General features: G+C 60.2%; 19 protein-coding genes and 1 riboswitch. Of the genes, 10 read left to right on the top strand and 9 right to left on the bottom strand.

Annotation, left to right across the window (positions count from 1 at the left end; genetic code table 11):
* Positions 1 to 24: 24 nt before the first annotated feature.
* From D0B32_RS12990 to purU, 3 genes are all read left to right on the top strand, one after another.
* Positions 25 to 591, top strand: coding sequence for an adenine phosphoribosyltransferase (locus tag D0B32_RS12990; protein ID WP_117334393.1), 567 nt, complete (start codon positions 25 to 27; stop codon positions 589 to 591).
* 66 nt (positions 592 to 657) lie between these two features.
* Positions 658 to 1,506, top strand: coding sequence for a DUF4743 domain-containing protein (locus D0B32_RS12985; RefSeq protein WP_117334392.1), 849 nt, complete (start codon positions 658 to 660; stop codon positions 1,504 to 1,506).
* A 94-nt stretch (positions 1,507 to 1,600) separates the two neighbouring features.
* A complete protein-coding gene (gene purU / locus D0B32_RS12980) occupies positions 1,601 to 2,470 on the top strand; it encodes a formyltetrahydrofolate deformylase (RefSeq protein WP_117334391.1) in 870 nt (289 codons plus the stop codon).
* A gap of 126 nt (positions 2,471 to 2,596) precedes the next feature.
* Here purU and D0B32_RS12975 read toward each other — a convergent pair whose 3' ends face one another.
* Both D0B32_RS12975 and uvrA read right to left on the bottom strand, forming a co-directional pair.
* Complete coding sequence (locus D0B32_RS12975; RefSeq protein WP_117334390.1) at positions 2,597 to 3,682, bottom strand: AI-2E family transporter; 1,086 nt, start codon at positions 3,680 to 3,682, stop codon at positions 2,597 to 2,599.
* Between the two features lie 35 nt (positions 3,683 to 3,717).
* Positions 3,718 to 6,591, bottom strand: coding sequence for an excinuclease ABC subunit UvrA (uvrA, locus tag D0B32_RS12970; RefSeq protein WP_117334836.1), 2,874 nt, complete (start codon positions 6,589 to 6,591; stop codon positions 3,718 to 3,720).
* A gap of 272 nt (positions 6,592 to 6,863) precedes the next feature.
* On the opposite strand from uvrA, the gene D0B32_RS12965 reads away from it, so the two are divergent.
* Positions 6,864 to 8,054: an MFS transporter gene (locus tag D0B32_RS12965; protein ID WP_181969799.1), complete on the top strand. Its 1,191-nt coding sequence runs from the start codon at positions 6,864 to 6,866 to the stop codon at positions 8,052 to 8,054.
* A 188-nt stretch (positions 8,055 to 8,242) separates the two neighbouring features.
* Positions 8,243 to 8,773 (top strand): single-stranded DNA-binding protein, encoded by a 531-nt coding sequence (locus D0B32_RS12960; protein ID WP_117334388.1) that lies wholly within the window; start codon positions 8,243 to 8,245, stop codon positions 8,771 to 8,773.
* A gap of 97 nt (positions 8,774 to 8,870) precedes the next feature.
* On the opposite strand, the gene D0B32_RS32270 is transcribed toward D0B32_RS12960, so the two are convergent.
* Positions 8,871 to 9,149: a hypothetical protein gene (locus D0B32_RS32270; RefSeq protein ID WP_147329522.1), complete on the bottom strand. Its 279-nt coding sequence runs from the start codon at positions 9,147 to 9,149 to the stop codon at positions 8,871 to 8,873.
* A 195-nt stretch (positions 9,150 to 9,344) separates the two neighbouring features.
* On the opposite strand from D0B32_RS32270, the gene D0B32_RS12955 reads away from it, so the two are divergent.
* Positions 9,345 to 10,790 (top strand): hypothetical protein, encoded by a 1,446-nt coding sequence (locus D0B32_RS12955; RefSeq protein WP_117334387.1) that lies wholly within the window; start codon positions 9,345 to 9,347, stop codon positions 10,788 to 10,790.
* Positions 10,791 to 11,194: 404 nt separating this feature from the next.
* Here the strand turns inward: D0B32_RS12955 and D0B32_RS12945 are convergent, their stop codons facing one another.
* Positions 11,195 to 11,437 carry a hypothetical protein gene (locus D0B32_RS12945; RefSeq protein WP_147329521.1) on the bottom strand — a complete coding sequence of 81 codons (243 nt, stop codon included), beginning with the start codon at positions 11,435 to 11,437 and terminating at the stop codon, positions 11,195 to 11,197.
* A 458-nt stretch (positions 11,438 to 11,895) separates the two neighbouring features.
* On the opposite strand from D0B32_RS12945, the gene D0B32_RS12940 reads away from it, so the two are divergent.
* Positions 11,896 to 12,975 (top strand): ComEC/Rec2 family competence protein, encoded by a 1,080-nt coding sequence (locus D0B32_RS12940; RefSeq protein WP_117334384.1) that lies wholly within the window; start codon positions 11,896 to 11,898, stop codon positions 12,973 to 12,975.
* Positions 12,972 to 13,895: a hypothetical protein gene (locus tag D0B32_RS12935; protein WP_181969798.1), complete on the top strand. Its 924-nt coding sequence runs from the start codon at positions 12,972 to 12,974 to the stop codon at positions 13,893 to 13,895. The genes D0B32_RS12940 and D0B32_RS12935 overlap by 4 nt, the downstream gene beginning before the upstream one ends.
* 750 nt (positions 13,896 to 14,645) lie before the next feature.
* Here D0B32_RS12935 and D0B32_RS12930 read toward each other — a convergent pair.
* From D0B32_RS12930 to D0B32_RS12920, 3 genes are all read right to left on the bottom strand, one after another.
* Positions 14,646 to 15,437 (bottom strand): SDR family oxidoreductase, encoded by a 792-nt coding sequence (locus D0B32_RS12930; RefSeq protein ID WP_117334383.1) that lies wholly within the window; start codon positions 15,435 to 15,437, stop codon positions 14,646 to 14,648.
* Positions 15,438 to 15,495: 58 nt separating this feature from the next.
* On the bottom strand, positions 15,496 to 16,833 hold the full coding sequence (locus D0B32_RS12925) for an MFS transporter (RefSeq protein WP_117334382.1): 1,338 nt from the start codon (positions 16,831 to 16,833) through the stop codon (positions 15,496 to 15,498).
* Positions 16,834 to 16,955: 122 nt separating this feature from the next.
* A complete protein-coding gene (locus tag D0B32_RS12920) occupies positions 16,956 to 17,894 on the bottom strand; it encodes a 3-keto-5-aminohexanoate cleavage protein (protein ID WP_117334381.1) in 939 nt (312 codons plus the stop codon).
* 152 nt (positions 17,895 to 18,046) lie between these two features.
* Here D0B32_RS12920 and D0B32_RS12915 point away from each other — a divergent pair, with 152 nt between their 5' ends.
* The gene (locus D0B32_RS12915) at positions 18,047 to 19,072 is read left to right on the top strand and encodes an AraC family transcriptional regulator (protein WP_117334380.1); all 1,026 of its coding nucleotides are present in this window, start codon (positions 18,047 to 18,049) and stop codon (positions 19,070 to 19,072) included.
* Positions 19,073 to 19,171: 99 nt separating this feature from the next.
* Positions 19,172 to 19,873, top strand: a complete 702-nt coding sequence (locus tag D0B32_RS12910) for a hypothetical protein (RefSeq protein WP_259294989.1) — start codon at positions 19,172 to 19,174, stop codon at positions 19,871 to 19,873.
* Positions 19,874 to 20,184: 311 nt separating this feature from the next.
* On the opposite strand, the gene D0B32_RS12905 is transcribed toward D0B32_RS12910, so the two are convergent.
* Together D0B32_RS12905 and D0B32_RS12900 are read right to left on the bottom strand one after the other, a co-directional pair.
* Positions 20,185 to 20,460 (bottom strand): GlsB/YeaQ/YmgE family stress response membrane protein, encoded by a 276-nt coding sequence (locus tag D0B32_RS12905; protein ID WP_117334379.1) that lies wholly within the window; start codon positions 20,458 to 20,460, stop codon positions 20,185 to 20,187.
* A 265-nt stretch (positions 20,461 to 20,725) separates the two neighbouring features.
* Positions 20,726 to 21,736 (bottom strand): sodium:calcium antiporter, encoded by a 1,011-nt coding sequence (locus D0B32_RS12900; protein ID WP_117334378.1) that lies wholly within the window; start codon positions 21,734 to 21,736, stop codon positions 20,726 to 20,728.
* A gap of 411 nt (positions 21,737 to 22,147) precedes the next feature.
* A riboswitch (yybP-ykoY riboswitch) is annotated at positions 22,148 to 22,329 on the top strand.
* Positions 22,330 to 22,342: the final 13 nt, after the last annotated feature.

The following is a 22,342-nucleotide window of genomic DNA, read 5'->3' as shown; positions in this document are numbered from 1 at the left end:
CTTCCGGGTCCATCGGGAGTCATCATGTCCAACGCGCTTGCGAGCGCCCCGCTCGATGCAGCGGCGTTCGTCAAAAGCCAGATTCGCACCGTGCCTGACTGGCCGCAGGCCGGCGTGCAGTTTCGCGATATCACACCGCTGCTGCAGCATCCCAAGACGTTTCGTGTATTGATCGACCTGTTCGTGCAGCGCTACATCGACGCGAAGCTCGACTACGTGGCCGGTCTCGACGCGCGCGGCTTCATCATCGGGCCGGTGCTGGCGTATGAATTGAACGTCGGCTTCATTCCGATCCGCAAGCAGGGCAAGCTGCCCTACAAGACCGAGTCGGAGTCGTATCACCTCGAATACGGCACGGCCACCGTCGAGATTCATTCGGACGCCTGCTCGAAGGGCGACCGCATCGTGATCGTCGACGATCTGATCGCGACGGGCGGCACCATGATGGCCGGCAAGAAACTCCTGGAGCGTCTGGGCGCCGAAGTGATCGAGGGCGCGGCCATCATCGACCTGCCCGACCTGGGCGGCTCCGCCTTGCTGCGTGGCGCGGGCTTGCCGCTGTACACGGTGACCGAGTTCGGGGGCCACTGAGCATGCCCGCCAGGTGAAGGTGAACCACAGGCTCACCTTGCCAGACTGAACGCCGTTGGAGCATTCATGACTTTGCCTTGTATCACCGCCGCACGCCGTTTCGATCCGGCCGCGCACCGGCCCTTCTGGATCGACGCTGAGCAGGTTGGCTGGATCCGTTCCGCGGATGTCGCGCTGCTGGCCCGCTGGCCGGATGTCTTCGAGATCGACGCTACCCGCGTCACGTTGTCTGCGCGCTTCGACAGCGTGGATCTGCGCAGCGCGGCGCTCGGTGCCGTGATTGGCGCGTTGGCTGCGGAAGGGCGCATTCCGGGCTGGCGCGACGAAACCTATGCGATCCGCAACGCGTTCGATGCGCCGCCGCTTGCCTATATCGAACGTGCCGCGTCGCGCTTCTTCGGCACCATGACCTACGCGGTGCATCTGAACGGCGTCGTAGAATATGCAGATGGCGCGCCACAACTGTGGATCGCCCGGCGTAGCGAAACCAAGGCCACGGATCCGGGCATGCTGGATAACGTGGTGGCGGGCGGCATAGGGTGGGGCTTCGGTATCGAGGAAACCATCGTCAAGGAATGCTGGGAAGAAGCCGGCATTCCCGAGCCGATCGCGGCCAGCGCCACACGTGGGCGCACGTTCCTCGTGCTGCAGTCGCTGCCCGAGGGCACTCAGGCCGAACAGCTCTTCGTCTACGACCTGGCGCTGCCGGCGGATTTCGCGCCGCGCAACCAGGATGGCGAAGTGGGCGAGCATCGCCTCGCGCGCATCGACGAGGTGGCGCGCTGGATCGAAGAGGGCGCGCTGACCGTGGACGCCAGCCTCGCCACGCTCGACTGCCTGCTGCGGCGGAACTGGATCGACGCTGAGGCTTGCGCGGGGATCGAGGCGCTGTTTCTGCCGTCGTCCGCCGGCTGATGCTGCTGACGCCGCTGACACTGCCACGACGCCAGCACAGCCACATGCGGCACACTGAACGAATCATGCATTGAACAAGGGAGTTACCCAGGTCATGTCGACCGATCACAGCTTTATTCTCAAACTGTCGTGCGCCGACCGGCCCGGCATCGTCCATGCGGTATCGGGCTTCCTGTTCGAACTCGGCAGCAACATTCTCGACTCCGCCCAGTTTGGCGACAGCCACACCGGCGAGTTCTTCATGCGCGTGCACTTCCAGCAGGTGGGCGGCGACCCGGGCCTCGACGCGCTGCGCACCTCGTTTGGCACGCTCGCCGAGCAGTTTGGCATGCGCTGGGAACTGCACGACGCGAACGTGAAGCCGCGCGTGGTCATCATGGTCTCGAAGATCGGTCATTGCCTGAACGACCTGCTGTTCCGCTATCGCACCGGTCAACTGGGCATCGAGATTACGGCCATCATCTCGAACCACAAGGACTTCTATCAGCTCGCGGCCAGCTACGACATTCCGTTCCATCACTTTCCGCTGGTGGGCTCGGCGCCCGACGCCAAGGCTGCACAGGAAGCCCGCGTGATGGAAGTAATCGACGAGCATCAGGCCGATCTGGTGGTGCTCGCGCGCTATATGCAGATTCTCTCGCCCGCGCTGTGCGAGCGTCTTGCTGGACGCGCGATGAACATTCACCACTCGTTCCTGCCGAGCTTCAAGGGCGCGAAGCCGTACTACCAGGCGTTCGATCGCGGCGTGAAGCTGATCGGCGCAACCGCGCACTACGTGACCACGGATCTGGACGAAGGTCCGATCATCGAGCAGGAAGTGGAGCGAGTGGATCACAGCATGACGCCGGATCAGCTGACGGCGATTGGTCGCGACGTGGAATGCGTGACGCTGGCGCGCGCGGTGCGCTGGCACGTCGAGCATCGTATCGTGCTCAACGGCAGCAAGACGGTGGTGTTCCGCTGAGCTAAAGCCTAAGCCGTGTGCACGGCAGGAAGGCGCGCGGTAAAAGAAGGCAAGTAGCAAAGACAAAGGACGCCAGTCATCGTGACTGGCGGCCTTTTACATTGACTTCGGGAACGGCTCAGCCGATCAAACCAGCCGCAAATAAATCAGTTCCCGCTTGATATACGCATAGAAAATCGGCGCGGCGATCACGCCGGGAATGCCGAACGCCGCCTCCATCACGAGCATGGCGACCAGCAGTTCCCACGCGCGCGCCTCGATCTGTCCGCCGACAATCCGCGCGTTCAGGAAGTATTCGAGCTTGTGGATCAGGATCAGGAACACCAGCGACATCACCGCCGCCGGAAAGCTGACCGAGAGCGCCACGGCGACGATGATGGTGTTGGAGATCAGGTTGCCGATTACCGGCAGCAAGCCGACGATGAACGTCACCAGCACGAGCGTCTTAGAGAGCGGCAGCCGGTCGTGGAAGATGGGCAGCAGCACGAGCAGGAACAGCCCGGTGAAGGTCGCGTTGATGGCTGAAATCTTCACCTGCGCGAACACGATGCGGCGGAACGCATCGGCAAAGCGCGTGACCCGCGTGACGAAGGCGGTGGAAAGCGGCAAGCGCTGCATGTGCTTTTGCGCGCCCACCGCGATGATCGCGCCGATGATCATGCCGATCAGCACATGCGTGAACACCCGCGCCACGTTCTTGCCGCCTTGCTGAAGCATGGTGGCGTGCGTCTGCATCAATTCGGCGGCCCGCGCCTTCATCTGGTCGGTGTCGACGGGCAGATAGTTGGCGACGAACTGCGGAATCCGGCCACGCGCCTCGTCGATCAACTGCATGGCCTGGTCGAGCAGCTTCTGCACGTCGGGCACGTCGCCTTCGAAGTGATCGATGATGCCAATCACGAGCCCCGTCAGCACCCCCACGATCACGATGGACAGCAGCACCACCGACAGCCAGCGCGCCCGCCCGCTCGACATATGCTTCTCGATGCGCGGCGCGAGCATCTGGATCAACTGAAACACCAGTAGCCCGGCCAGCAGCGCGCCCAGCAGCCGCAGATTCAGCACCGCCCACATGCCGAGCAGCATCATCAGGTAGCTGCCAATCTCGACCGCGGAGAGTTTGGGCAGGCTCATGTCGCTCGTCAGCCTGACCTGGCGTGGGCGCAGATCCTGCACCTGCCCTTCATCGGGCGCCTCGTTACGCTTGGTCATGGCTTATTTCCGTTCTCCAACCCAGGGTTGCAACGTCACTTGGTAGCGGCCTCACGTTTGAGCAACGGCGCCAGATACTTGCCGGTAAAACTTGCCTTGGACTTCGCCACCTGCTCCGGCGTGCCTTGCGCGATGATCTGACCGCCGCCGGCGCCGCCTTCGGGGCCGAGGTCGATCAGCCAGTCCGCGGTTTTGATTACATCCAGATTATGCTCGATGATCACCACGGTATTACCCTGATCACGCAGCCGGTGAATCACTTCGAGCAGCAGCGCGATGTCGTGGAAGTGCAAACCGGTGGTGGGTTCGTCGAGGATGTAGAGAGTGCGACCCGTGTCGCGCTTGCTCAGTTCCAGAGAAAGTTTGACCCGCTGTGCTTCACCACCCGAGAGCGTGGTCGCCGACTGACCCAGACGGATATAGCCAAGCCCCACGTCCAGCAGCGTTTTCAGCTTGCGCGCCACCACTGGCACGGGCTTGAAAAACTCATGCGCGGCCTCGACGGTCAGTTCCAGCACTTCGCTGATATTTTTGCCCTTGTACTGCACATCGAGCGTTTCGCGGTTGTAGCGCTTGCCGTGGCAAACATCGCACGGCACGTAGACGTCGGGCAGAAAGTGCATTTCCACTTTCAGCACGCCGTCGCCCTGACACGATTCGCAGCGGCCGCCCTTCACGTTGAACGAGAAACGGCCCGGATCGTAGCCACGCTCCTTGGCGGCCGGCACGCCCGCGAACAGTTCGCGGATCGGCGTGAACACGCCGGTGTAAGTGGCCGGGTTCGAACGCGGCGTGCGGCCGATCGGCGATTGATCGACGTTGATCACCTTGTCGAAATGCTCGAGGCCCTCGATCGACTCGTACGGCGCCGGCTCCGCTGACGAACCGTACAGGTGATGCGCGACCGCGTGATACAACGTGTCGTTGATCAGCGTGGACTTGCCCGAACCGGACACACCCGTAATGCAGGTGAGGAGGCCCACCGGCAGATCGAGCGTGACGTGGCGCAGGTTGTTGCCATACGCCTCGACGATGCGCAGACGCCGTTCGTCCGGCTCCTTGCGCTCATCCGGATACTCGATGCTGCGCGCACCAGAGAGGTATTGCCCCGTGATCGAGGCCGCGTCCGCCTGCACTTCCTCGGGCGTGCCTTCGGCGATCACCATGCCGCCGTGCACACCCGCGCCCGGTCCCATGTCGACCACGTAGTCGGCCATGCGGATCATGTCCTCGTCGTGCTCCACCACGATCACCGAGTTGCCGAGATCGCGCAGGTGCTTCAGCGTGGAAATGAGGCGGTCGTTGTCGCGCTGATGCAAGCCGATGGACGGCTCGTCGAGCACGTACATCACGCCGGTCAAACCGGAGCCGATCTGCGACGCCAGCCGGATGCGCTGCGCTTCGCCGCCGGAGAGTGTTTCCGCGCTGCGTTCCAGTGACAGATAGTCGAGCCCGACGTTATTCAGGAACATCAGGCGCGCGACGATTTCCTTCACCACCTTGTCGGCGATCTCGCGCTTCGAGCCTTCCAGCCGCAGCGTCTGGAAATAGCCGAGCGCGTCACGCAGCGGCCAGCCGCTGATTTCGAAGATGCCGCGCGCGTCGCCGTCAGCGCCGATGCGCACGAAGCGCGCTTCGCGGCGCAGGCGGGTGCCGTCGCAGGCGGGGCAGGCCTGGTTGTTCTGGTACTTGGCGAGTTCTTCGCGCACCGCGACCGAGTCGGTCTCGCGATAACGGCGCTCCAGATTGGGGATGATCCCTTCGAAGACGTGCTCGCGCACCGACGTGCGGCCGCGTTCGTTGATATAGGAGAACGGAATCTCCTGCTTGCCCGAACCGAACAGCAGGATCTTGCGGACCTTCTCCGGCAAGTCTTCGACGGCGGTGTCGATGTCGAACTCGTAGAACGCCGCGAGACTCTGCAGCATCTGGAAGTAGAACTGGTTGCGCCGGTCCCAGCCCTTTACCGCGCCCGCAGCAAGCGAGAGCGACGGATGCGCGACCACCCGCTTCGGATCGAAGAAGGTGATCTGGCCGAGGCCGTCGCATTCCGGGCACGCGCCCATCGGGTTGTTGAACGAGAAGAGGCGCGGCTCGAGTTCCTGCAGCGAGTATGAGCAGATCGGGCAGGCGAATTTGGAGCTGAACAGATGCTCCTTGTCGGTGTCCATTTCGAGCGCGATAGCGCGGCCGTCAGCGAGACGCAACGCGGTTTCGAACGATTCCGCCAGGCGCTGCTTCATATCGGCGCGCACTTTCAGACGATCCACCACCACGTCGATGGTGTGCTTGTCGTTCTTCTTCAGCTTGGGCAGCGAATCCACTTCGTAGATCTTCGCCACCTCTTCATTTGCTGCGCCGCCGCCCGAACGCACGCGAAAGCGGATAAAGCCCTGCGCCTGCATTTCCTCGAACAGTTCGACGTGCTCGCCTTTGCGGTTCGCCACCACGGGCGCGAGGATCATCAGCTTGGTGTCTTCGGGCAAGGCGAGCGCCGCGTCCACCATCTGCGAGACGCTTTGCGCCTCCAGCGGAATTTCGTGGTCCGGACAGTAGGGCGTGCCGACCCGCGCGAACAGCAGACGCAGGTAGTCGTGAATCTCGGTGACGGTGCCGACCGTGGAACGCGGGTTGTGCGAGGTCGCCTTCTGTTCGATGGAAATGGCCGGCGACAAGCCCTCGATCAGGTCGACGTCCGGCTTTTCCATCAATTGCAGGAATTGCCGCGCGTACGCAGAGAGACTTTCGACGTAGCGACGCTGTCCTTCCGCGTAGAGCGTGTCGAAAGCGAGCGACGATTTGCCCGATCCCGACAGGCCCGTAATCACGATGAGTTTGTGACGCGGCAGATCGAGACTGACGTTCTTCAGGTTGTGGGTGCGAGCCCCACGAATACGGATTTGTTCCACGCGTTGATCCATCACCGGGTGATTAACTGGCCATGACCTGGCGGAAAGAGGGGAGGCTAAACCTGCTACTATAACGACTTTTCAAGACCGCTGTTACGGCTTCCTGACAAGGCGCGACGGGCGCGCGGCAGGCTCGCGGCGACCTCGCAGCGGCTTCGCGCCGGACTTGCAGCGACCTGAAACGAGGCGGCCCGGGGTCGGGGAAAGGGGCGCGGCTCACGCTGCCCACCGCCCCACGGTGTACCGTCTCGTTCATTCAAACCACGTTCCCGATGTCCAATCCGACCGTCACTTCTTCACGCATGAGCGCGCCTGAAATGCGCGCGACCGTGTCGCTCGCCAGCATCTTTGCGCTGCGTATGCTCGGCCTGTTCATGATCATGCCGGTGTTCTCGATCTACGCGAAAACGATCCCGGGCGGCGACAACGTGTTGCTGGTGGGGATTGCGCTGGGGGCGTACGGCGCGACGCAATCGCTGCTGTATATCTTCTACGGCTGGATATCAGACAAGGTGGGGCGCAAACCGGTGATTGCAACCGGCCTGCTGATCTTCGCGATTGGCAGCTTCGTCGCCGCCGGCGCGCACGACATGACGTGGATCATCGTCGGGCGGGTGATTCAGGGCATGGGCGCGGTGTCGTCCGCGGTGCTCGCATTCATCGCTGACCTGACCTCGGAAGAACATCGCACCAAGGCAATGGCGATGGTGGGCGGCAGCATTGGCGTGTCGTTCGCAGTGGCGATTGTCGGCGCGCCGATCGTGTTCCAGTGGGTGGGCATGAGCGGGCTCTTCCTGCTGGTCGGCATTTTCTCGATTGTGGCGATTGGCGTGGTGCTGTGGATCGTCCCCGATGCCCCCAAGCCCGTACACGTGCGCGCGCCGTTTTCCGAAGTGCTGCACAACGTCGAACTGCTGCGTCTGAACTTCGGCGTGCTGGTGCTGCATGCCACGCAAACGGCGCTATTCCTCGTGGTGCCGCGCATTCTGGAGGCGGGCGGCCTGCCGGTCGCATCGCACTGGAAAATCTATTTGCCGGTGATGGGCCTCTCCTTCGTGATGATGGTCCCGGCCATCATCGTGGCCGAGACGCGCGGCAAGATGAAAGCCGTGCTGCTGAGTGCGATTGGTCTTATCCTGATCGGACAGTTGTTGTTGGGCGTCGCACCCCATACCATTCTGTCTGTGGCGGCGATACTGTTCGTGTACTTTCTGGGCTTCAATATTCTCGAGGCCTCGCAGCCTTCGCTGGTGTCGAAACTGGCGCCGGGTTCGCGCAAGGGCGCGGCCACCGGCGTCTACAACACCACGCAGTCAATCGGCCTCGCGCTGGGCGGTGTGATTGGCGGCTGGCTGCTGAAGGTGGACGGACAAAGTGCGGTGTTCTTCACGTGCTCCGGGCTGGTATTTTGCTGGCTTATAATCGCGGCAAATATGAAAGCGCCGCCGCGCAAGAAAGCCTGACAGTCCCCTTGATCCGCCGCTTTGCGTCAGACATCAAGGGGCAAGAAAACCGGGAGCGGCCCGGCGTTTTCTTGGTAAACACTCACCGGTGGCCGGCTGAGGCGCAGTTCGGTCCCTGGCCTCGTTGGCCCTGAGACGCGCACCGCGCGTTGCCGCACCACCTGAAACGGAATCAACAGGAGAAACACATGGCATCCGTGAACAAGGTCATTCTCGTCGGCAACCTCGGAGCCGATCCGGAAGTTCGTTATCTTCCGAGCGGCGACGCAGTGGCGAACATCCGCCTTGCGACGACGGATCGATACAAAGACAAGACGTCTGGCGAAATGAAGGAAGCCACCGAATGGCACCGCGTTTCGTTCTTCGGGCGCCTCGCTGAAATCGTCAACGAATATCTGAAGAAGGGCTCGTCGGTGTATATCGAAGGGCGCATCCGTACGCGCAAGTGGCAGGCGCAGGATGGCACCGACCGTTACTCGACGGAAATCGTCGCTGAACAGATGCAGATGCTGGGCGGCCGCAGCGGTTCGATGGGTGGCGGCGATGAAGGCGGCTATAGCCGCAGTGAGCCGTCGGAGCGTAGCGGTGGTGGCGGCGGTCGCGCAGTGAGCGGCGGCGGTGCCTCGCGGGGCGGTAATGCGGGTGGCGGTGGTGCCAGCCGTCCGAGCGCGCCGGCAGGTGGCGGGTTTGATGAGATGGATGACGATATTCCGTTTTAAGCGCGGAACAGGTGTACTGAAGTAAACATATCGAGCCCCGACCTTAAATGTCGGGGCTTTTTTGTTTGTGTTTTGTCTAGGTTCGTGCCTCGCCTTTTCAGGTGCCGAACATGGTCGAAATGAATCTATTTGCTTCTTCGCGGCTCACATGCTCGAACGGCGCTGCATGGTGAGCGTACAGAAACAGTGTGCCTTCACGGTTCGTCAGTTTCACGGTGAGCCGGAACAGCGAGCCGGCTGGATACTGCTGCCGCATGGACCGACTGCACTCGACTTTGAGTTTTGGGTCTACTCCCTGCCCAAGGAGCGGCCTTACGCGCAAGCTTGCTGACGAGGGTTCGCCAGAGGGCACATAAGTCTCAACGATGATTTCCATCCAATTACTCCACTTAGGTCGAAGTTCGTCTACGTGAGGCCATGTGCCGCCCTCCGCGGTATGCGACTTCGGAAGCCGACATAGTGGCCAGCCTCTTAGCTGTCTCGTGCCTATTATTGTTGCAGAAACCAAGGCATGCTTTTGCGGTGGCCCGAACGCGATAATGCGTAAACGCAAGACATGGAGGAATCATTCATGGCTGGTTCGAGTATCAAGCTCCCAATTATTCCTCTCGAGACGATACGGCAACTGATTACAGACGTTCTATACGATGTCAAATCCTACAAACTTCCTCACGTGTGCATGCGGCTGGGAATTCAGCCGTCCATTAACCCGGAAGACGAAGCAGAAGCGTTCAGCAGCAAAAAGTTGTACATCAATCGGAGAATCCTCGAATTCAACGAAAATGCACTCATCGAACTAGCGCGAAAGGTGCTTCGCGAATACCCGAGCGAAGGTCTTGCTGAGGCTATCGCCGAAATGACAGAACACGGTCAGCATCGCGTGAGCAAAATTGTCCGCTGCGACGTGCTCAAGGTTCTTAATCGGGTCGATTCACTGTTCGGTGGACTTCCAGTGCTCGACTGCTTGGAGGAAATATTCGGTGCCGAGGTATTGCGCGAAGGCGAGTGGTCTTGGGTGGACGGCGCCAGCCTCTGTGCACAGATAGAGCAACATTATCTATGCACTTCCGACTGGTCCCATGAGGAGATGCTCATTCAGTGCGGCGCATTGAAATGTACTCAAGTTCGATTTTTTGCCTTGCTCGAAAAGCTCGTCCATCCGATCACTCGTCGGGATGTTGGGCAGGGAGAGCTGGCTGACGCTATCAGCGATGCTTTGAAGCGAGACGGCTTTGAGCTGAAGCAGACTTCTGTCGAGTCGCATTACCCAATTTATGGTGTCGCTCGAGCTCAGGCGGGCGTCGTCGGGACGATGAAGAACCTGATCTTTGCGTCGACCGGTGATAAGCCAGAATTAGTCTTTCGCGACGCGCTGAACAATGATGTCGAAATCACGAAGCACGCGGACAAGGTGCTGGTCTACGACCAACCGCTTCCTAGTTCGGGGATGCTGCTATGGAGCGACCTCCGCGACTGGTACGCCGAACTTCAACACGTTGATGACACGGAAGGCTCTAAGATGTTGTACCGGCGTTTGCGCCAGTCGGTCATCGGCACTAACTCGCCTGGCGAATACGCGCTTTTCCATGGATATTACGAACGTTTCAGTAAAACGCTCGGCGAAAAACTACCGGCTTTGATCCCGCAGGTCTACCTGCATTACGACCCATACACGCGCCGCGAGCGGGGCGATGAGAAATTTTTGGCACGGCAGCGAATGGATTTTCTTCTCATGCTTGAACATGGCGTTCGCATCGTCATCGAAATAGATGGGCGCCATCACTATGCTGTGAGAGACCAAAGCGCCTCCAAGCGCTATATCGCGAACGCCCAGTTATATGCCGAGATGGCGATGGAAGACCGGCATCTGCGGTTGATGGGCTACGAGGTGTATCGGTTCGGGGGGTACGAATTCCGTGACGTGGACCTTGCCGGGAAACCGAAGATCGGTCCAGAAGCGCAGCGCCATGTAGCTGAGTTCTTCGACAGACTGCTCGTTCGGCACGGAATCGGATAGACGTCGCCCCTTGGGCGAACCTTGCAGAATTGCATCAATTAAAGTAGATGTCGGCTTAGGATTCGTAATATGGGCCTACTCCCCGAAATACGACCTCGACTGTCGTTGGAACGATTTCAATTTCGACGAGTTCTGGCTCCCCGTTTTTAAAATCTTCGAATGTAGATAGCACCTCGCTGCTTACATTAAGCTCGCGTTCAGCAAGTGCGTGGCCGATGCGTACCGTATCTCTGTCGATATCGTTTTTCAAAGAACACGACAATTCGCCAACCAATTCAAGGTTGACATTAACGTTCCCTTGCACAGTAAGCACGTCGTCCACTTAGCCAATTGGATCTAGGGCTGGAACTCGTTCCTTCGATTAAAACTCTGCGTCAACGACGCACTCGCCGTCCATTTCAGCGTCAAAATGGAAAGCCGAACTGGTCTTGGGAATGAATCGAAGGTAGTGAACGTTGCCCGAGATCGTTTTCCATCAAGAGCACCGGCTGAAGTAGCCGGTGAAGATGCGCGAGTCTCGTGGCCTCCATTTTGTCGGTAACGATGCACCGGCCTTCGGTTGCTGTTTTCTTCACCTTCGATTCCGGTTTGCCCTCGGCATCCGCCAGGTCGGTTCGCTGCTTAAGAAACTCCTGCTCGAGTTTCATCTTCTGCTCGGCGTGCATCTTGTCGATGAGCTGCCAAATCTCACGCTCATCGTTACCCTGTTGGTCCCGGAGCGCGTCGTCCAGCGCCTTCGGCGTTTTCGCGCTGCTGCCTTCGGCCTGAAGGAAACATGGACGTGCAACTCAGCCATACCCATATGGCGTCGCTTAGCAAGCGCAGCTTATGCATCGGACGCGGCTCTATGTTTCCCAGCTAACACGAGCTGTCGAATGCAAAAAACCAAACGTTTGCTTTTCTTCTGTCGAGCAGAAGGTTCGTGTGCTCACACGCTAAATCGCGATGGTGCGGAAAATATTTCCGCTTTTTTCTCTTGAAGGCGCTGCTGGTCCACCCAACATGACGTTCGCGCCCGGATCTTCGCGCTGGCCGTGCGGCTTGCTTTGCTCAGTGAGGGCTGAGTGCGCGGTGATACTAAAAACTTTGGCGATGGAGAGAAAGAATGGTTAGTGGCATTGAGATTGATTTTTTGCCAGTCGGTGATGGCGAACACAGCGGCGATGCTATCGCGGTTCGGTGGCTCGAAGATGGTCAATACAAAGTGCTCGTATACGACGGTGGCCACCGGGGCACCGGCCAAGCATTGGTTGACCATGTGAAGGTTCACTACGGCACGACCTATGTCGATTTTGTGGTTAACTCCCATCCAGACAATGACCATGCTGGTGGTCTTTCGATTGTGCTAGAGCAATTGTCGGTCGGCCAACTGTGGATGCATCAACCGTGGAATTACAGCGACGATATCCGTCATTACTTCCGCGATGGCCGAATCACGAGCGATAGTCTTGCAAAGCGTTTGCAGGCCAAGATGGGTGCTGCCTACGCGCTGGAAAAGCTCGCAGAGAAGAAGCAAATTCCCGTTTATGAACCATTCGCTGGTTCGCGCATCGGCATTTTCACCGTGCTCTCGCCTGGACAGTACCGCTATGTGCACGAGCTGATTCCGGAGTTCGAAAAATCACCGGAACTCCAGGCTGCCAAAGAAATGATGAAATCGGCAGCGAACTTTTTGATGGAAGCTGTGGGCTTTGTGGCCGAGTTGTGGACGGGGGAGAACCTTCCCGAGACGGTTTCAACGTCGGCCGAAAACGAAAGCAGTGCCGTACTTTTTGCTTCAGTTGGCGAGCGGGGTTATTTGCTAACTGGGGACGCCGGCATTGATACGTTGCGAGCAAGCGCCACGTATGCAAGCAGCATCGGGATTGACCTCCCTACGCGGGTCACGTTCGCCCAGATTCCTCACCACGGCGGTCGCCACAATGTCTCCACCGCAACGTTAGATTTGCTCTTCGGGACACCGTGGGCGAATTCACAGGCAGCGCCGACGAAAATAGCATTCGTGTCGGCCGCGGAGCGTGCTCCGCGACATCCCAAGAGGAAGGTGACAAACGCATTCAAGCGACGAGGATTCAATGTTGCGCAAACGAAGGGGGTACCTCTCCGCCATTTCATTGGTATGCCGGCTCGCAGCGGGTGGGTCGCCGCAACAGTTGTGCCTTTTTATGAAGAGGTTGAAGAGTGACTATCGCTATCGACAAAGTTCTAGCGCAATTTGGTGACCGATACGACCGCAACGCACGACTCGCGCCCGCGCTGCTTGTCCTGCTTCCCGCAGTTATTGCAATCATTGCGCTGTATGGGAATTCGCTTGGCATACTGGGGACCGTGGTGTCGACTATCGGTCTTTGTGGCGGCTGGGTAATGCTCGCGGATTGGGCACGAAGCCGAGGCAAGGCAAAGGAGCAGGCGCTTTGGAGCAGGTGGGGTGGGCCTCCTAGTACGCAGGTTTTGAGATATACGGACGCGACGTTCGACGACCTGTCGAAGTCGCGCTATCACAAAATACTTCAAAGCAAAGTGGGCAAACCGTTCCCACCATCAAGGGATGCGGAGATGGCAAACCCTGCAGCTGCTGACGTGCTCTATACGTCCGCGTGCAATTGGTTGCGCGAAAACACACGCGATGACAAAAAATATCCGCTGCTGAAGAACGACAACATCGCATACGGATTTCGTCGCAATGGCCACGCGCTAAGATGGCTTGGCGTGGCAGTTGCCTCGGGTTGCATTGGCTGGATACTTCTGCGACACGGCATCACATCGTTATTGGCTCGACTTCATCTCGCCGGCGATGTAGAGCGCATGCTTTCGGGGGGCGAGTGGGTTTCGCTTGCTGTTGGACTCATCATGCTTCTCGCTTGGTTGGGCTTTTTTACGGAAGGCGTTGTTCGCACGGCAGCTTTCTCTTACGCCCAAAAGCTCGTCGTCGCATGCGAGCATATCGGCGCCCCTCCCTCACATCGAAGTGCGTCAACCTCAGAGCGCGCGACCAAGAAACCGCGGGCGACAAAATCGACTCCGCGAGTGCTGTCAGAGACTGACCGAGATGCGACGGCTCCCCGTCGTTCACGTTCCAAACGGGTCGACGGCGCATCTGGATAAGTAGATTGATCAATCAGGACGACACCTGAGGTCGACGGTGTCCCTGGATGCACACTGTATTTTTCTTGAGACCCGGTCGATGGGGCTGCGTTGGCGCTATGACCCGGGTACGTCATTGCTCATCGGACCAGCCTCGAGGTTCACAAACCGTCGCCAAAACAAGTCTCGTTGACGCTTCATACTGTCGTCTGAAGGCCCCCTTAGTCTGAAGCGGCGTTCTTCGTCAACGAGGCTTGTCGCGATTGCGATACACCAATCGAGCGCGTACTCGGTCTCATTCTGCAAAGTTGGATCGAGGCGATTTGCGTTCAACGAATGGCAAATTCGGGGCCACCAATCTCCGAGGCGAACTTGCTCGTCGCGAATCTCGGGGTTCGTTATTCCCATCCCATCAACTAGATTACGATGCAGAAGGGCCAGCGCGTCTTGGCGCGCGCATTGATTGATGGCCTGTTCCTGATGGTGCTGCTCACATAGGCCGTCAATATGCGGCACTTCCGAGCAACCATGCTTGCGGCATTGCGGTGATTTTTTGGGTGACATTGATACACACCATGTGTAGAGGAAGTAAGACGTCAGCGATCCCTAGACCTAGCTTGAGCTGTGAGCATTTCTTTACAGTCCAACCCGCCGAAAGCATTTTAAGCTTGACCAACCAGAACACCCAACACCGCTTCAAACCAGCCCCGGCCTTCCTCCCAGATTGAACAACCTGGAAGCGACCCGGGGCTTTTTCATTGCCAACTGAACTTACAAATACTCCACATTCCCGTCCACGCTAATCGCCTGCCCGGAAATATTCCGCCCAGCCGGTGAAGCCAGAAACAGCGTCATGGCCGCGATGTCATCCACGGTCACCATCCGGCGCAGCGAGATCTTGCGCAGATACTCCTCTTTCATCGCATCGAAGCTAACGCCTTGCGCTTCCGCGCGCGCGGCAATCACACGGTCCATGCGCTCGCCTTCCACCACGCCCGGCAGGATCGCATTCACGCGGACGTTGCTCGGTCCAAGTTCGATAGCCAGTGATTTGACCAGCCCGACGATCGCCCATTTCGTGGCGGCATACGGCGTGCGAAACGCGTAGCCCAAGCGGCCCGCCACCGACGACATGGCGATGATGCTTGGGCAGTCCGAGGTTTCCTTCAGCACCGGAACCGCCTTCCGCAAGAAATAGAACTGGCTGTTCAGGTTGGTGGAGATCGTGCGTTCCCATTGCTCGGCGTCGAGCGTTTCGACCTCGCCGGTGGGGCCGGCAATCCCCGCGTTGTTGATCAGGACATCGAGCCCGCCGAGTTTGGCGCGCGCATCGTCGATGATGCGATCCACCTGCTCGCGGTTCGCCACGTCCGCGACCTCGGCATGCAGGCGCGGATGTTTCGCCTTCGCCTTTGCGACAGCTGCCGGGTCGACGTCGCAAACGTAGACTGTCGCGTCGGCCTGAAGAAATGCCTCGGCAATCGCCGCGCCAATACCGGCCGCCGCGCCGGACACGAATACCCGCAGGCCGGGCCTCGGCTTCAAAAGATCAAAGGTGTTCATCAGTCATGTTCCATCGTGTTGAGGTGTGAATCTGCGCGGGACCAGGCCCACGCAAGACTCACACGAGTTCAAGCCCATCCGACGAAGCAGCGCGATTTTCGGCGCGGATCGCTTTGGCCAGCAGCGGCACCAGCGCGAGGCCCAGCACCGCCGCTGCGACGACTACATTAAAGCCCGAATCGCTGCGGCCGGAAATTGTCTCCGCCAGGCCGAACAGGTAAGGGCCGACAAAGCCGCCCAGCAGGCCAACCGTATTGATGAAGGCGAGCCCCGCGGCCGCCTGCACGCCTTGCAGCCGCTTCATGGCGATCGCCCAGTATGACGGCAGCACGCCACCTGCGAAAAATCCGGTGACGACGAGCAACAGCAATTGCGCGGTTTGATTGCTCGTGGAGATGAACGCACAGGCGGCGATCACGAGGCCCGTCGTCAGCACGCCGAGGTAGACGCAGTCACGATCAAGGCGACGGTGAATGCGCGGCAGCAGCAATACGCCCACCAGAAAGCCGATCCCCACGCTGCTCGACAGAAAACCCACGAGCATGGGCGATTTGACATGCATCTGCTGAACGATGGACGGCGTGAAGAAGTACAGCCCCACGAACGCCACCTGGTTCAGAAAGTAGATCAGGCTGATGAGGACGGTGGTGGGGCGTTTGAGCGCGGCGATCCAGTTCGCCGAAGTCAGCTCGGCGTGACCGTGCGTGTCGATGACAGCGTGCGTCTCCAGCGCCTTGGCTTCCTGCGACGACAGCCATTTGGCGAGTGCGGGCCGTTCCGGTAGCCGGAAAAACAGAGAGAAACCCATCAGGATGGTGGGCAGGCCTTCGAGCAAAAACATCCACTGCCACCCATGCAGACCACCCAGGCCGTTGAGCCGCATCAGACCTGCACCAAGCGGATTACCGACGATCAACGCAATCGCGGGCGCCGTGTAAATCCAGCCGACCGCAACCGGCCGGTCTTTCGGCGCGAACCACAGCGTGACCATGTACATCAACGCGGGGAACAGCCCGGCTTCGGCTACGCCCAGCAGCACGCGGAGTACATAGAACGACATCGGGCCCTGCACGAACATCATGGCCGTCGACAGCACGCCCCAGCTCACCGCAATCCGCGCAATCCAGACGCGCGGACCGAAGCGGTGTGCGGCGAGGTTGCTCGGCACTTCGAGCAAGGCATAGCCGATAAAGAAAATGCCGGCACCGAGTCCATAGGACGCGGCGCTAATGCCGAGGTCCACGGCCAGTTGAGCCTTGGCCAGCGCGACATTGGTGCGGTCGATGAACGACAGGAAGTAGATGGCGCACATCAACGGGACGAGGCGCAGCATGGCCTTGCGTGTGGCAAGCCAGTGCGTTTCTCCGAGGCTGTGGTCGACGGGAACGGTAGTCATGGTGTCTCCAACCAAAGGCAGCATCTTTTTGTTGTCACGGCTGCGTGAGACGCGCCGCTTGTCGATGCGAATGCCGGATTAAACAACGTGATGAAAAAAATTCGGAATCCTGATGTGATGCGTCAGAGCGAAACCTTGTCGGCGCCCTTGAGCCCAAGCATCGCGCGGGCGTCGGCGGGCGAGGCGATTTCAAACGAAAGCTCTTCGAGGATGCGGCGGATCTTGCGCACCTGCTCGGCATTGGTCTGCGCCTTCACGCCCTTCGAAATGTAGACACTATCTTCGAGGCCAACGCGCACGTTGCCGCCCATGATCGCGGCCATCGTCACGAGCGACATCTGATGCCGGCCGGCGCCGAGCACCGAGAAGTGATAGTTCTCGCGGCCAAACAGGCGGTCGGCGGTGGCGCGCATGATAGACAGGTTTTCCGGGTCCGGCCCAAGGCCGCCCAGAATGCCGAGCACCGACTGGATGAAAAACGGCGGCTTCACGAGGCCCTGATCGACGAAGTACGCGAGGCTGTGCAGGTGTCCGACGTCATAGCATTCGAACTCGAAACGCGTGCCGTACTCGCGGAACTCCGTGAGAATGTTCTTGATGTCCCGGAAGGTGTTGCGAAAGATCATGTCTTCCATGCCTTCCACGTACTCCTTCTCCCAGTCGTAACGCCACGACGAGATTTTCGCCGCCACCGGATGAAGCGAGAAATTCATCGAACCCATGTTCAACGAACACATCTCGGGACGCGCCACGCGCGGGTAGGCGAGCCGCTCGTCGAGCGTCATGCGCGTGCTGCCGCCCGTGGTGATATTGATGACCGCATCGGTCGCCCTGGCGATGTCCGGCACGAACGCCCGGAACATCTCGGGACTCGGCGTGGGCCGGCCATCTTCCGGGTTGCGCGCGTGCAAATGCAGGATCGCCGCGCCGGCCTCAGCCGCCTCGATGGCCTGCGCCTTGATATCCGCCGGGGTGAGCGGCAGGTACTCGGACATCGAGGGGACATGCGCAGAACCTGTCACGGCGCAGGTGATGATGACTTTTCGGTTGGTGTTGCTCAAAGCTGTCTCCGGCATCTGGTCTGGGACGGCCTTTTGCCGTGGATGGCTGCGGACTCGCCCCTTGTGAGACCGATCATAGTCGGATAGGATCGGCTCCGTAAGGTCATTTCCGGACAGGTGAATGTCATTGCGGGACATTCTGAGGAGACGTCGTGTTGCCGAGATTGCCGTTGCTCAACGAGCGTATCTACGCGCCCTACAAGATCGCGGCGCTGGTGGAAGTACTGGCCGAGCAGGGGGTGGCGCCTGAAGACAGCCTGAAGGGCAGCGGCATCGAGGCCGATCAGCTCTATGCGCCGGCCACGTTGACGTCGGTGCGTCAGTACGCGGCGGTGTGCAAGAACGCCGTGGCGCTCTCGCACGACCCCGCCACGCCCTTCGAGGTGGGCTCGCGTCTGCATCTGTCCGCGTACGGCATGTATGGCTACGCGCTGATGTCGTGTCTGTCGCTGCGCGACTACTTCAGGCTCGGCGTGAAATACCATCGGCTCGCCACGCCCACCGTGACGATCGTCTGGACCGAATACCCGGATCGCGCCGTGTGGACTTTCCCGGACGCCTTCATCTCCAGCCCGTCGCGCGAATTGGGCGAATTCCTGATCGAGCAGCAGTTCACCCAGCACGTCACGCATCTGCAGGACGTCGCAGGTCATAGCTGCCCGCCCATCAGGGCGAGCTTTTCCTATGCTGAACCGGCGTATGCGGATCTCTATCCGAAGTACCTCGGTTGTCCGTGTTATTTCGGCGAGGAGCAGTGCGAACTGGTCTATGACAGCGCGATCCTCGAGCAAAAGCCGCAATTGGCGAACCGGCATTCGGCTGCGTTGATCCAGGAAATGTGCGACCGGCTGATTGGCCAGGCGAAGACTTCGACCGGTGCATCCGGCGAGGTGTATCAGATCCTCATGAGCAAGCCCGGTGAATTCCCGAGCATGGATATCGTCGCGGATACCCTCAAGATGACCAGCCGCACGCTGCGGCGACGGCTGGAGGCGGAAGGCACGTCGTTCGTCGCGATCGTCGACGACGTGCGCTGCTCGCTGGCCACGGAATATCTGAAGACGACCAAGATGAGCACGGAAGATATCGCCATGCTGCTGGGCTTCAGCGACGCTGCCAACTTCCGCCGCGCATTAAAACGCTGGACCGGCAAAGGTCTGGGGGACTTTCGGCACTGATTGCTGTCAGATCATCGGTAGGGCGCGTTGGCCTGGGCTTTGACGCATACCGGGTGACGGCCACATCCATAACTTGACCTGTGCTCCGAGGAGGGCGAATTGCCATTGCACGCAAGCAGCTTCAAAAGCACGTTCCTGATTCCTTTGCTGCTCTGTAGCGCCAGCGCATGGGCGACTGACATTCAATGCGAGAGCGCGCAGCAGCCCGGCCAGCGGGTGATCTGCGATCACGCCATCCTGAATCACGAGTACGACGGCATCTATGCCGGGCAGCAGAGCCTGCTTCAGCAAGGCAAGCTCTCGGCGGCCGATCTCGCGGCGTGGAAGCAAAAGCGCGATGCCTGTACCGACGTGCATTGCATCGACACGGTGTTCGCTGCCTGGAGCAATGCGACCAAGGCCGTCGAGCAAAGCGCGGCGGCGCCTGCGGTGAGCGCGCCGCCACCCGTCGGCGAGATTGCGCCGGCGCCGGTGATGAACGCGTCGGAGGCGCTGGGGCCGGCATCGAGCGTTTCCGCTACACCCGGTACACCGCAGACGACCGCAAGCACGGCTGCGGCGGCGGCCAGCGAGCAGTCGTCGAGCGTGCCGGTGTCGCGGCAAGGGAGTGCCTATGGGGTGGCGCTGCCGCAGGCCGTGTCGGCGGCGTCTGCGCCAGCGACGGCAAGCGTGGCGTCGTCTGCGGATACGCCTGCTGCTGGCGGCGGCTCGAATCCGTTGGCAATTCTGCTGATCGTTCTCGTCGCGATCGCGGCGCTCGGGATCGGCGCCGTGGTTTATCAACGAAGGCGCGTGCGCTGAATGCGGTTCGCGCGGACGGCGTGGTGATTGCATGCCGTTCGCGTGTCGCTCAGCCTTCCGTTCGCGCGCCGCTCAGTCTTCAATTCGCAGTTGTCAGCGCCGGGTTCCAAGCGCTTGGCGAGAAGCGCGCCTTTGAAGGCGCGTGGTCAATGAAAAACGCAGCACGAAGAAAAGCGGGCATGTCCTTTAAGCTCTAAAGGACGTGCCCGCTGTGTTTCCAGCATCGCAATCTGCGTTCAATCAACCGCGCAATACATCAAGACGCTGGAAGTCTTTTCAAAAGGCCGTGGCCATTGCGGTGAAAACGGCGCTCAAAGCGATCGCGTACGGCCGCTACTGAAGAGGCGAATGATGAACAGCAGAATCACCGCCCCGATCAGCGCCGTAATCAGTGAGCCGATGATGCCGCCGCCCAGGTGCAGGCCGAGCGCGCCGCCGAGCCAGCCACCAATGAAGGCGCCGACAATCCCGACGATGATATCCACGATGATGCCGAAGCCGCCGCCGTCGACGATACGGCCGGCCAGCGCACCCGCAATGCCGCCGATGATGAGCCAGAAGATGATGCCATGTGAGACCGGGTCCATATTTCCCTCCTAGTGGGATGAATTCGCGTGAGCGGCAAGCAAGCATTCCGGCCACGAACCGCCCGTAGTCGGGCGGTAGGCACGAACGGGGCGACGTGTCCGAAGACCGTCGACCATTTCGCATGGAATGGCTCTCGTTGCAGCAAGCGGCGTGCCTCGACCCGGAACGCTGCCGCCAGACACCGCGAAATACGCAGAACACGAATGTGAACCGCGAACCGTGAACCTCCGTCTGTCAGGCAGCGGCGGCGGCTCGATACGACGCCTAGCGCGTCAATGTAACCACCAGGTAGCCGAGATACAGCACGCCGTTCACCAGCAACGCGCCCACCGCAAGACCTCGCGCCCTGGCATTGAAGCGCAGCCAGGCGGCGGCAACGAGCGTGATGACCACGCCCGTCAGCACCTCGACGCGTGGCTCCCACGGCGTCAGCAAAATGCCGATCGCAGGCAGCAGCGTGCCCTGAAATACCATCGCGCCGCTGATGTTGCCGAATGCCAGGGTGTCCTTACCGCGGCGAATCCACAGGATGCTGTTGACCTTCTCGGGCAATTCCGTCGCGATAGGAATGATGATGAGCGAAAGCAGCAGCGCCGAAATGCCGAGCGCGTGCGACACGCCCTCCACGCCGTGGATGAAGCCCTTCGCCCCGCCCACCAGCAGCGCCACGCCAAGCGCCAGTTGCACGATGATGGTCCCGAGGTTGACCGGCACGCCGAGCCGCGCCAGCAACATGGTGCCGGGCGCCTCCGTGCCGTGCCCGCTCTCCACGAGTTTCTCCGACGCGCGAAACGTCATCACCACGTACAACACATAGAGACCGACCAGCACCGCGCTGAAAAGCGCGCGGACGTACCAGTCGTCGTGCGGCACGAACATCGCAAGAGCGGCGAGGCCGAAGGCCGCCAGGAAGTAGTTCAGATCGCGCGTCAGACCGCTTCGCTCGGGCTTTACGACACCACGCAAGCCACGCGTGCGCAGGATGGCGAGTGTCATCAGGAAAGTGGTCAGCGTGGCCAGCATCAAGGGCGCGCCGAGGATCGCGCCGACGCCGATCTCCTCGTTCACGCGCTGACTCGATGTGCCACCGGCGAGCGCCAGCAGCGGGACCATCGTCTCAGGCAACGCCGTGCCGACCGCGGCGAACAGCGAACCGGTCACGCCTTCGGAAATCTTCAGGCGTTCGCCGAGATGCTCCAGCGCGTTCGTGAAGACTTCCGCGGCGACGAGGATGATCGCCAGCATCAGAATGAGTTCGAGAAACAGCGGAATCATGTCGTGCCTCCGCCTGGACGAGCAGGCGCAAACGCACTGCCGACCTTCAAGAGGACGCGATACGTGATGCGCGCAACGAAGCAAACAGGAACACGGGAAGCGAAGAAGAACATGAGCCCTCCAGGTCGGACGTCGACGAACCACGGCGCAATTGCCGCCGTCCGACCAGGAACGACGCATGCACCCATGGTCTCGCCAAACCGACCGGTCGAACGCGCCACGGTTGATCTTGCGACCCGCCGAGTATGTTGACGCGCTCTCCTTCCGCGCTGGAAGGAAGGCTACTCCCCAAAAGATGGCGCCCAGTCTATCGCAGCGATGTGCTTTCAACAAGCTTTCGTTTGGGCTGGGCGGAGTTGCGGCTTGCTCCCCTCGCGACTTGCCTCCGTCACACCCCGCACGATAGAATCGCACCTTCTCATTGGGGAGTAGCCGCCTCGAACGCGATGTTCGAGGGTGCACGTCAACATACTTGGCCAGTCGCAAGACTCACCATGGCGTGCACAGCGTAATGCCTGGCAAGACCGATGACACGCATTCCGACCTAACCGGGTCGCCGGAATGTGCGTCATCGCGTTTTTTCAGCGCGGCCCGGGTACAACAAAA

The sequence above is a fragment of the Paraburkholderia sp. DHOC27 genome (genome assembly GCF_003429005.1).
Taxonomy (GTDB): Bacteria; Pseudomonadota; Gammaproteobacteria; order Burkholderiales; family Burkholderiaceae; genus Paraburkholderia.
This window is presented reverse-complemented; position numbering and strand designations above follow the sequence as displayed.

Coding starts and splice junctions, on each gene's coding strand:
- D0B32_RS12900 (WP_117334378.1), bottom strand. CDS start 21,736: ATGATTCCGCTGTTTCTCGAACTCATTCTGATGCTGGCGATCATCCTC.
- D0B32_RS12990 (WP_117334393.1), top strand. CDS start 25: ATGTCCAACGCGCTTGCGAGCGCCCCGCTCGATGCAGCGGCGTTCGTC.
- D0B32_RS12925 (WP_117334382.1), bottom strand. CDS start 16,833: ATGACTACCGTTCCCGTCGACCACAGCCTCGGAGAAACGCACTGGCTT.
- D0B32_RS12975 (WP_117334390.1), bottom strand. CDS start 3,682: ATGACCAAGCGTAACGAGGCGCCCGATGAAGGGCAGGTGCAGGATCTG.
- D0B32_RS12945 (WP_147329521.1), bottom strand. CDS start 11,437: ATGAAACTCGAGCAGGAGTTTCTTAAGCAGCGAACCGACCTGGCGGAT.
- purU (WP_117334391.1), top strand. CDS start 1,601: ATGTCGACCGATCACAGCTTTATTCTCAAACTGTCGTGCGCCGACCGG.
- D0B32_RS12940 (WP_117334384.1), top strand. CDS start 11,896: ATGGTTAGTGGCATTGAGATTGATTTTTTGCCAGTCGGTGATGGCGAA.
- D0B32_RS12985 (WP_117334392.1), top strand. CDS start 658: ATGACTTTGCCTTGTATCACCGCCGCACGCCGTTTCGATCCGGCCGCG.
- D0B32_RS32270 (WP_147329522.1), bottom strand. CDS start 9,149: ATGGAAATCATCGTTGAGACTTATGTGCCCTCTGGCGAACCCTCGTCA.
- D0B32_RS12965 (WP_181969799.1), top strand. CDS start 6,864: ATGTCCAATCCGACCGTCACTTCTTCACGCATGAGCGCGCCTGAAATG.
- D0B32_RS12955 (WP_117334387.1), top strand. CDS start 9,345: ATGGCTGGTTCGAGTATCAAGCTCCCAATTATTCCTCTCGAGACGATA.
- D0B32_RS12930 (WP_117334383.1), bottom strand. CDS start 15,437: ATGAACACCTTTGATCTTTTGAAGCCGAGGCCCGGCCTGCGGGTATTC.
- D0B32_RS12905 (WP_117334379.1), bottom strand. CDS start 20,460: ATGGACCCGGTCTCACATGGCATCATCTTCTGGCTCATCATCGGCGGC.
- D0B32_RS12960 (WP_117334388.1), top strand. CDS start 8,243: ATGGCATCCGTGAACAAGGTCATTCTCGTCGGCAACCTCGGAGCCGAT.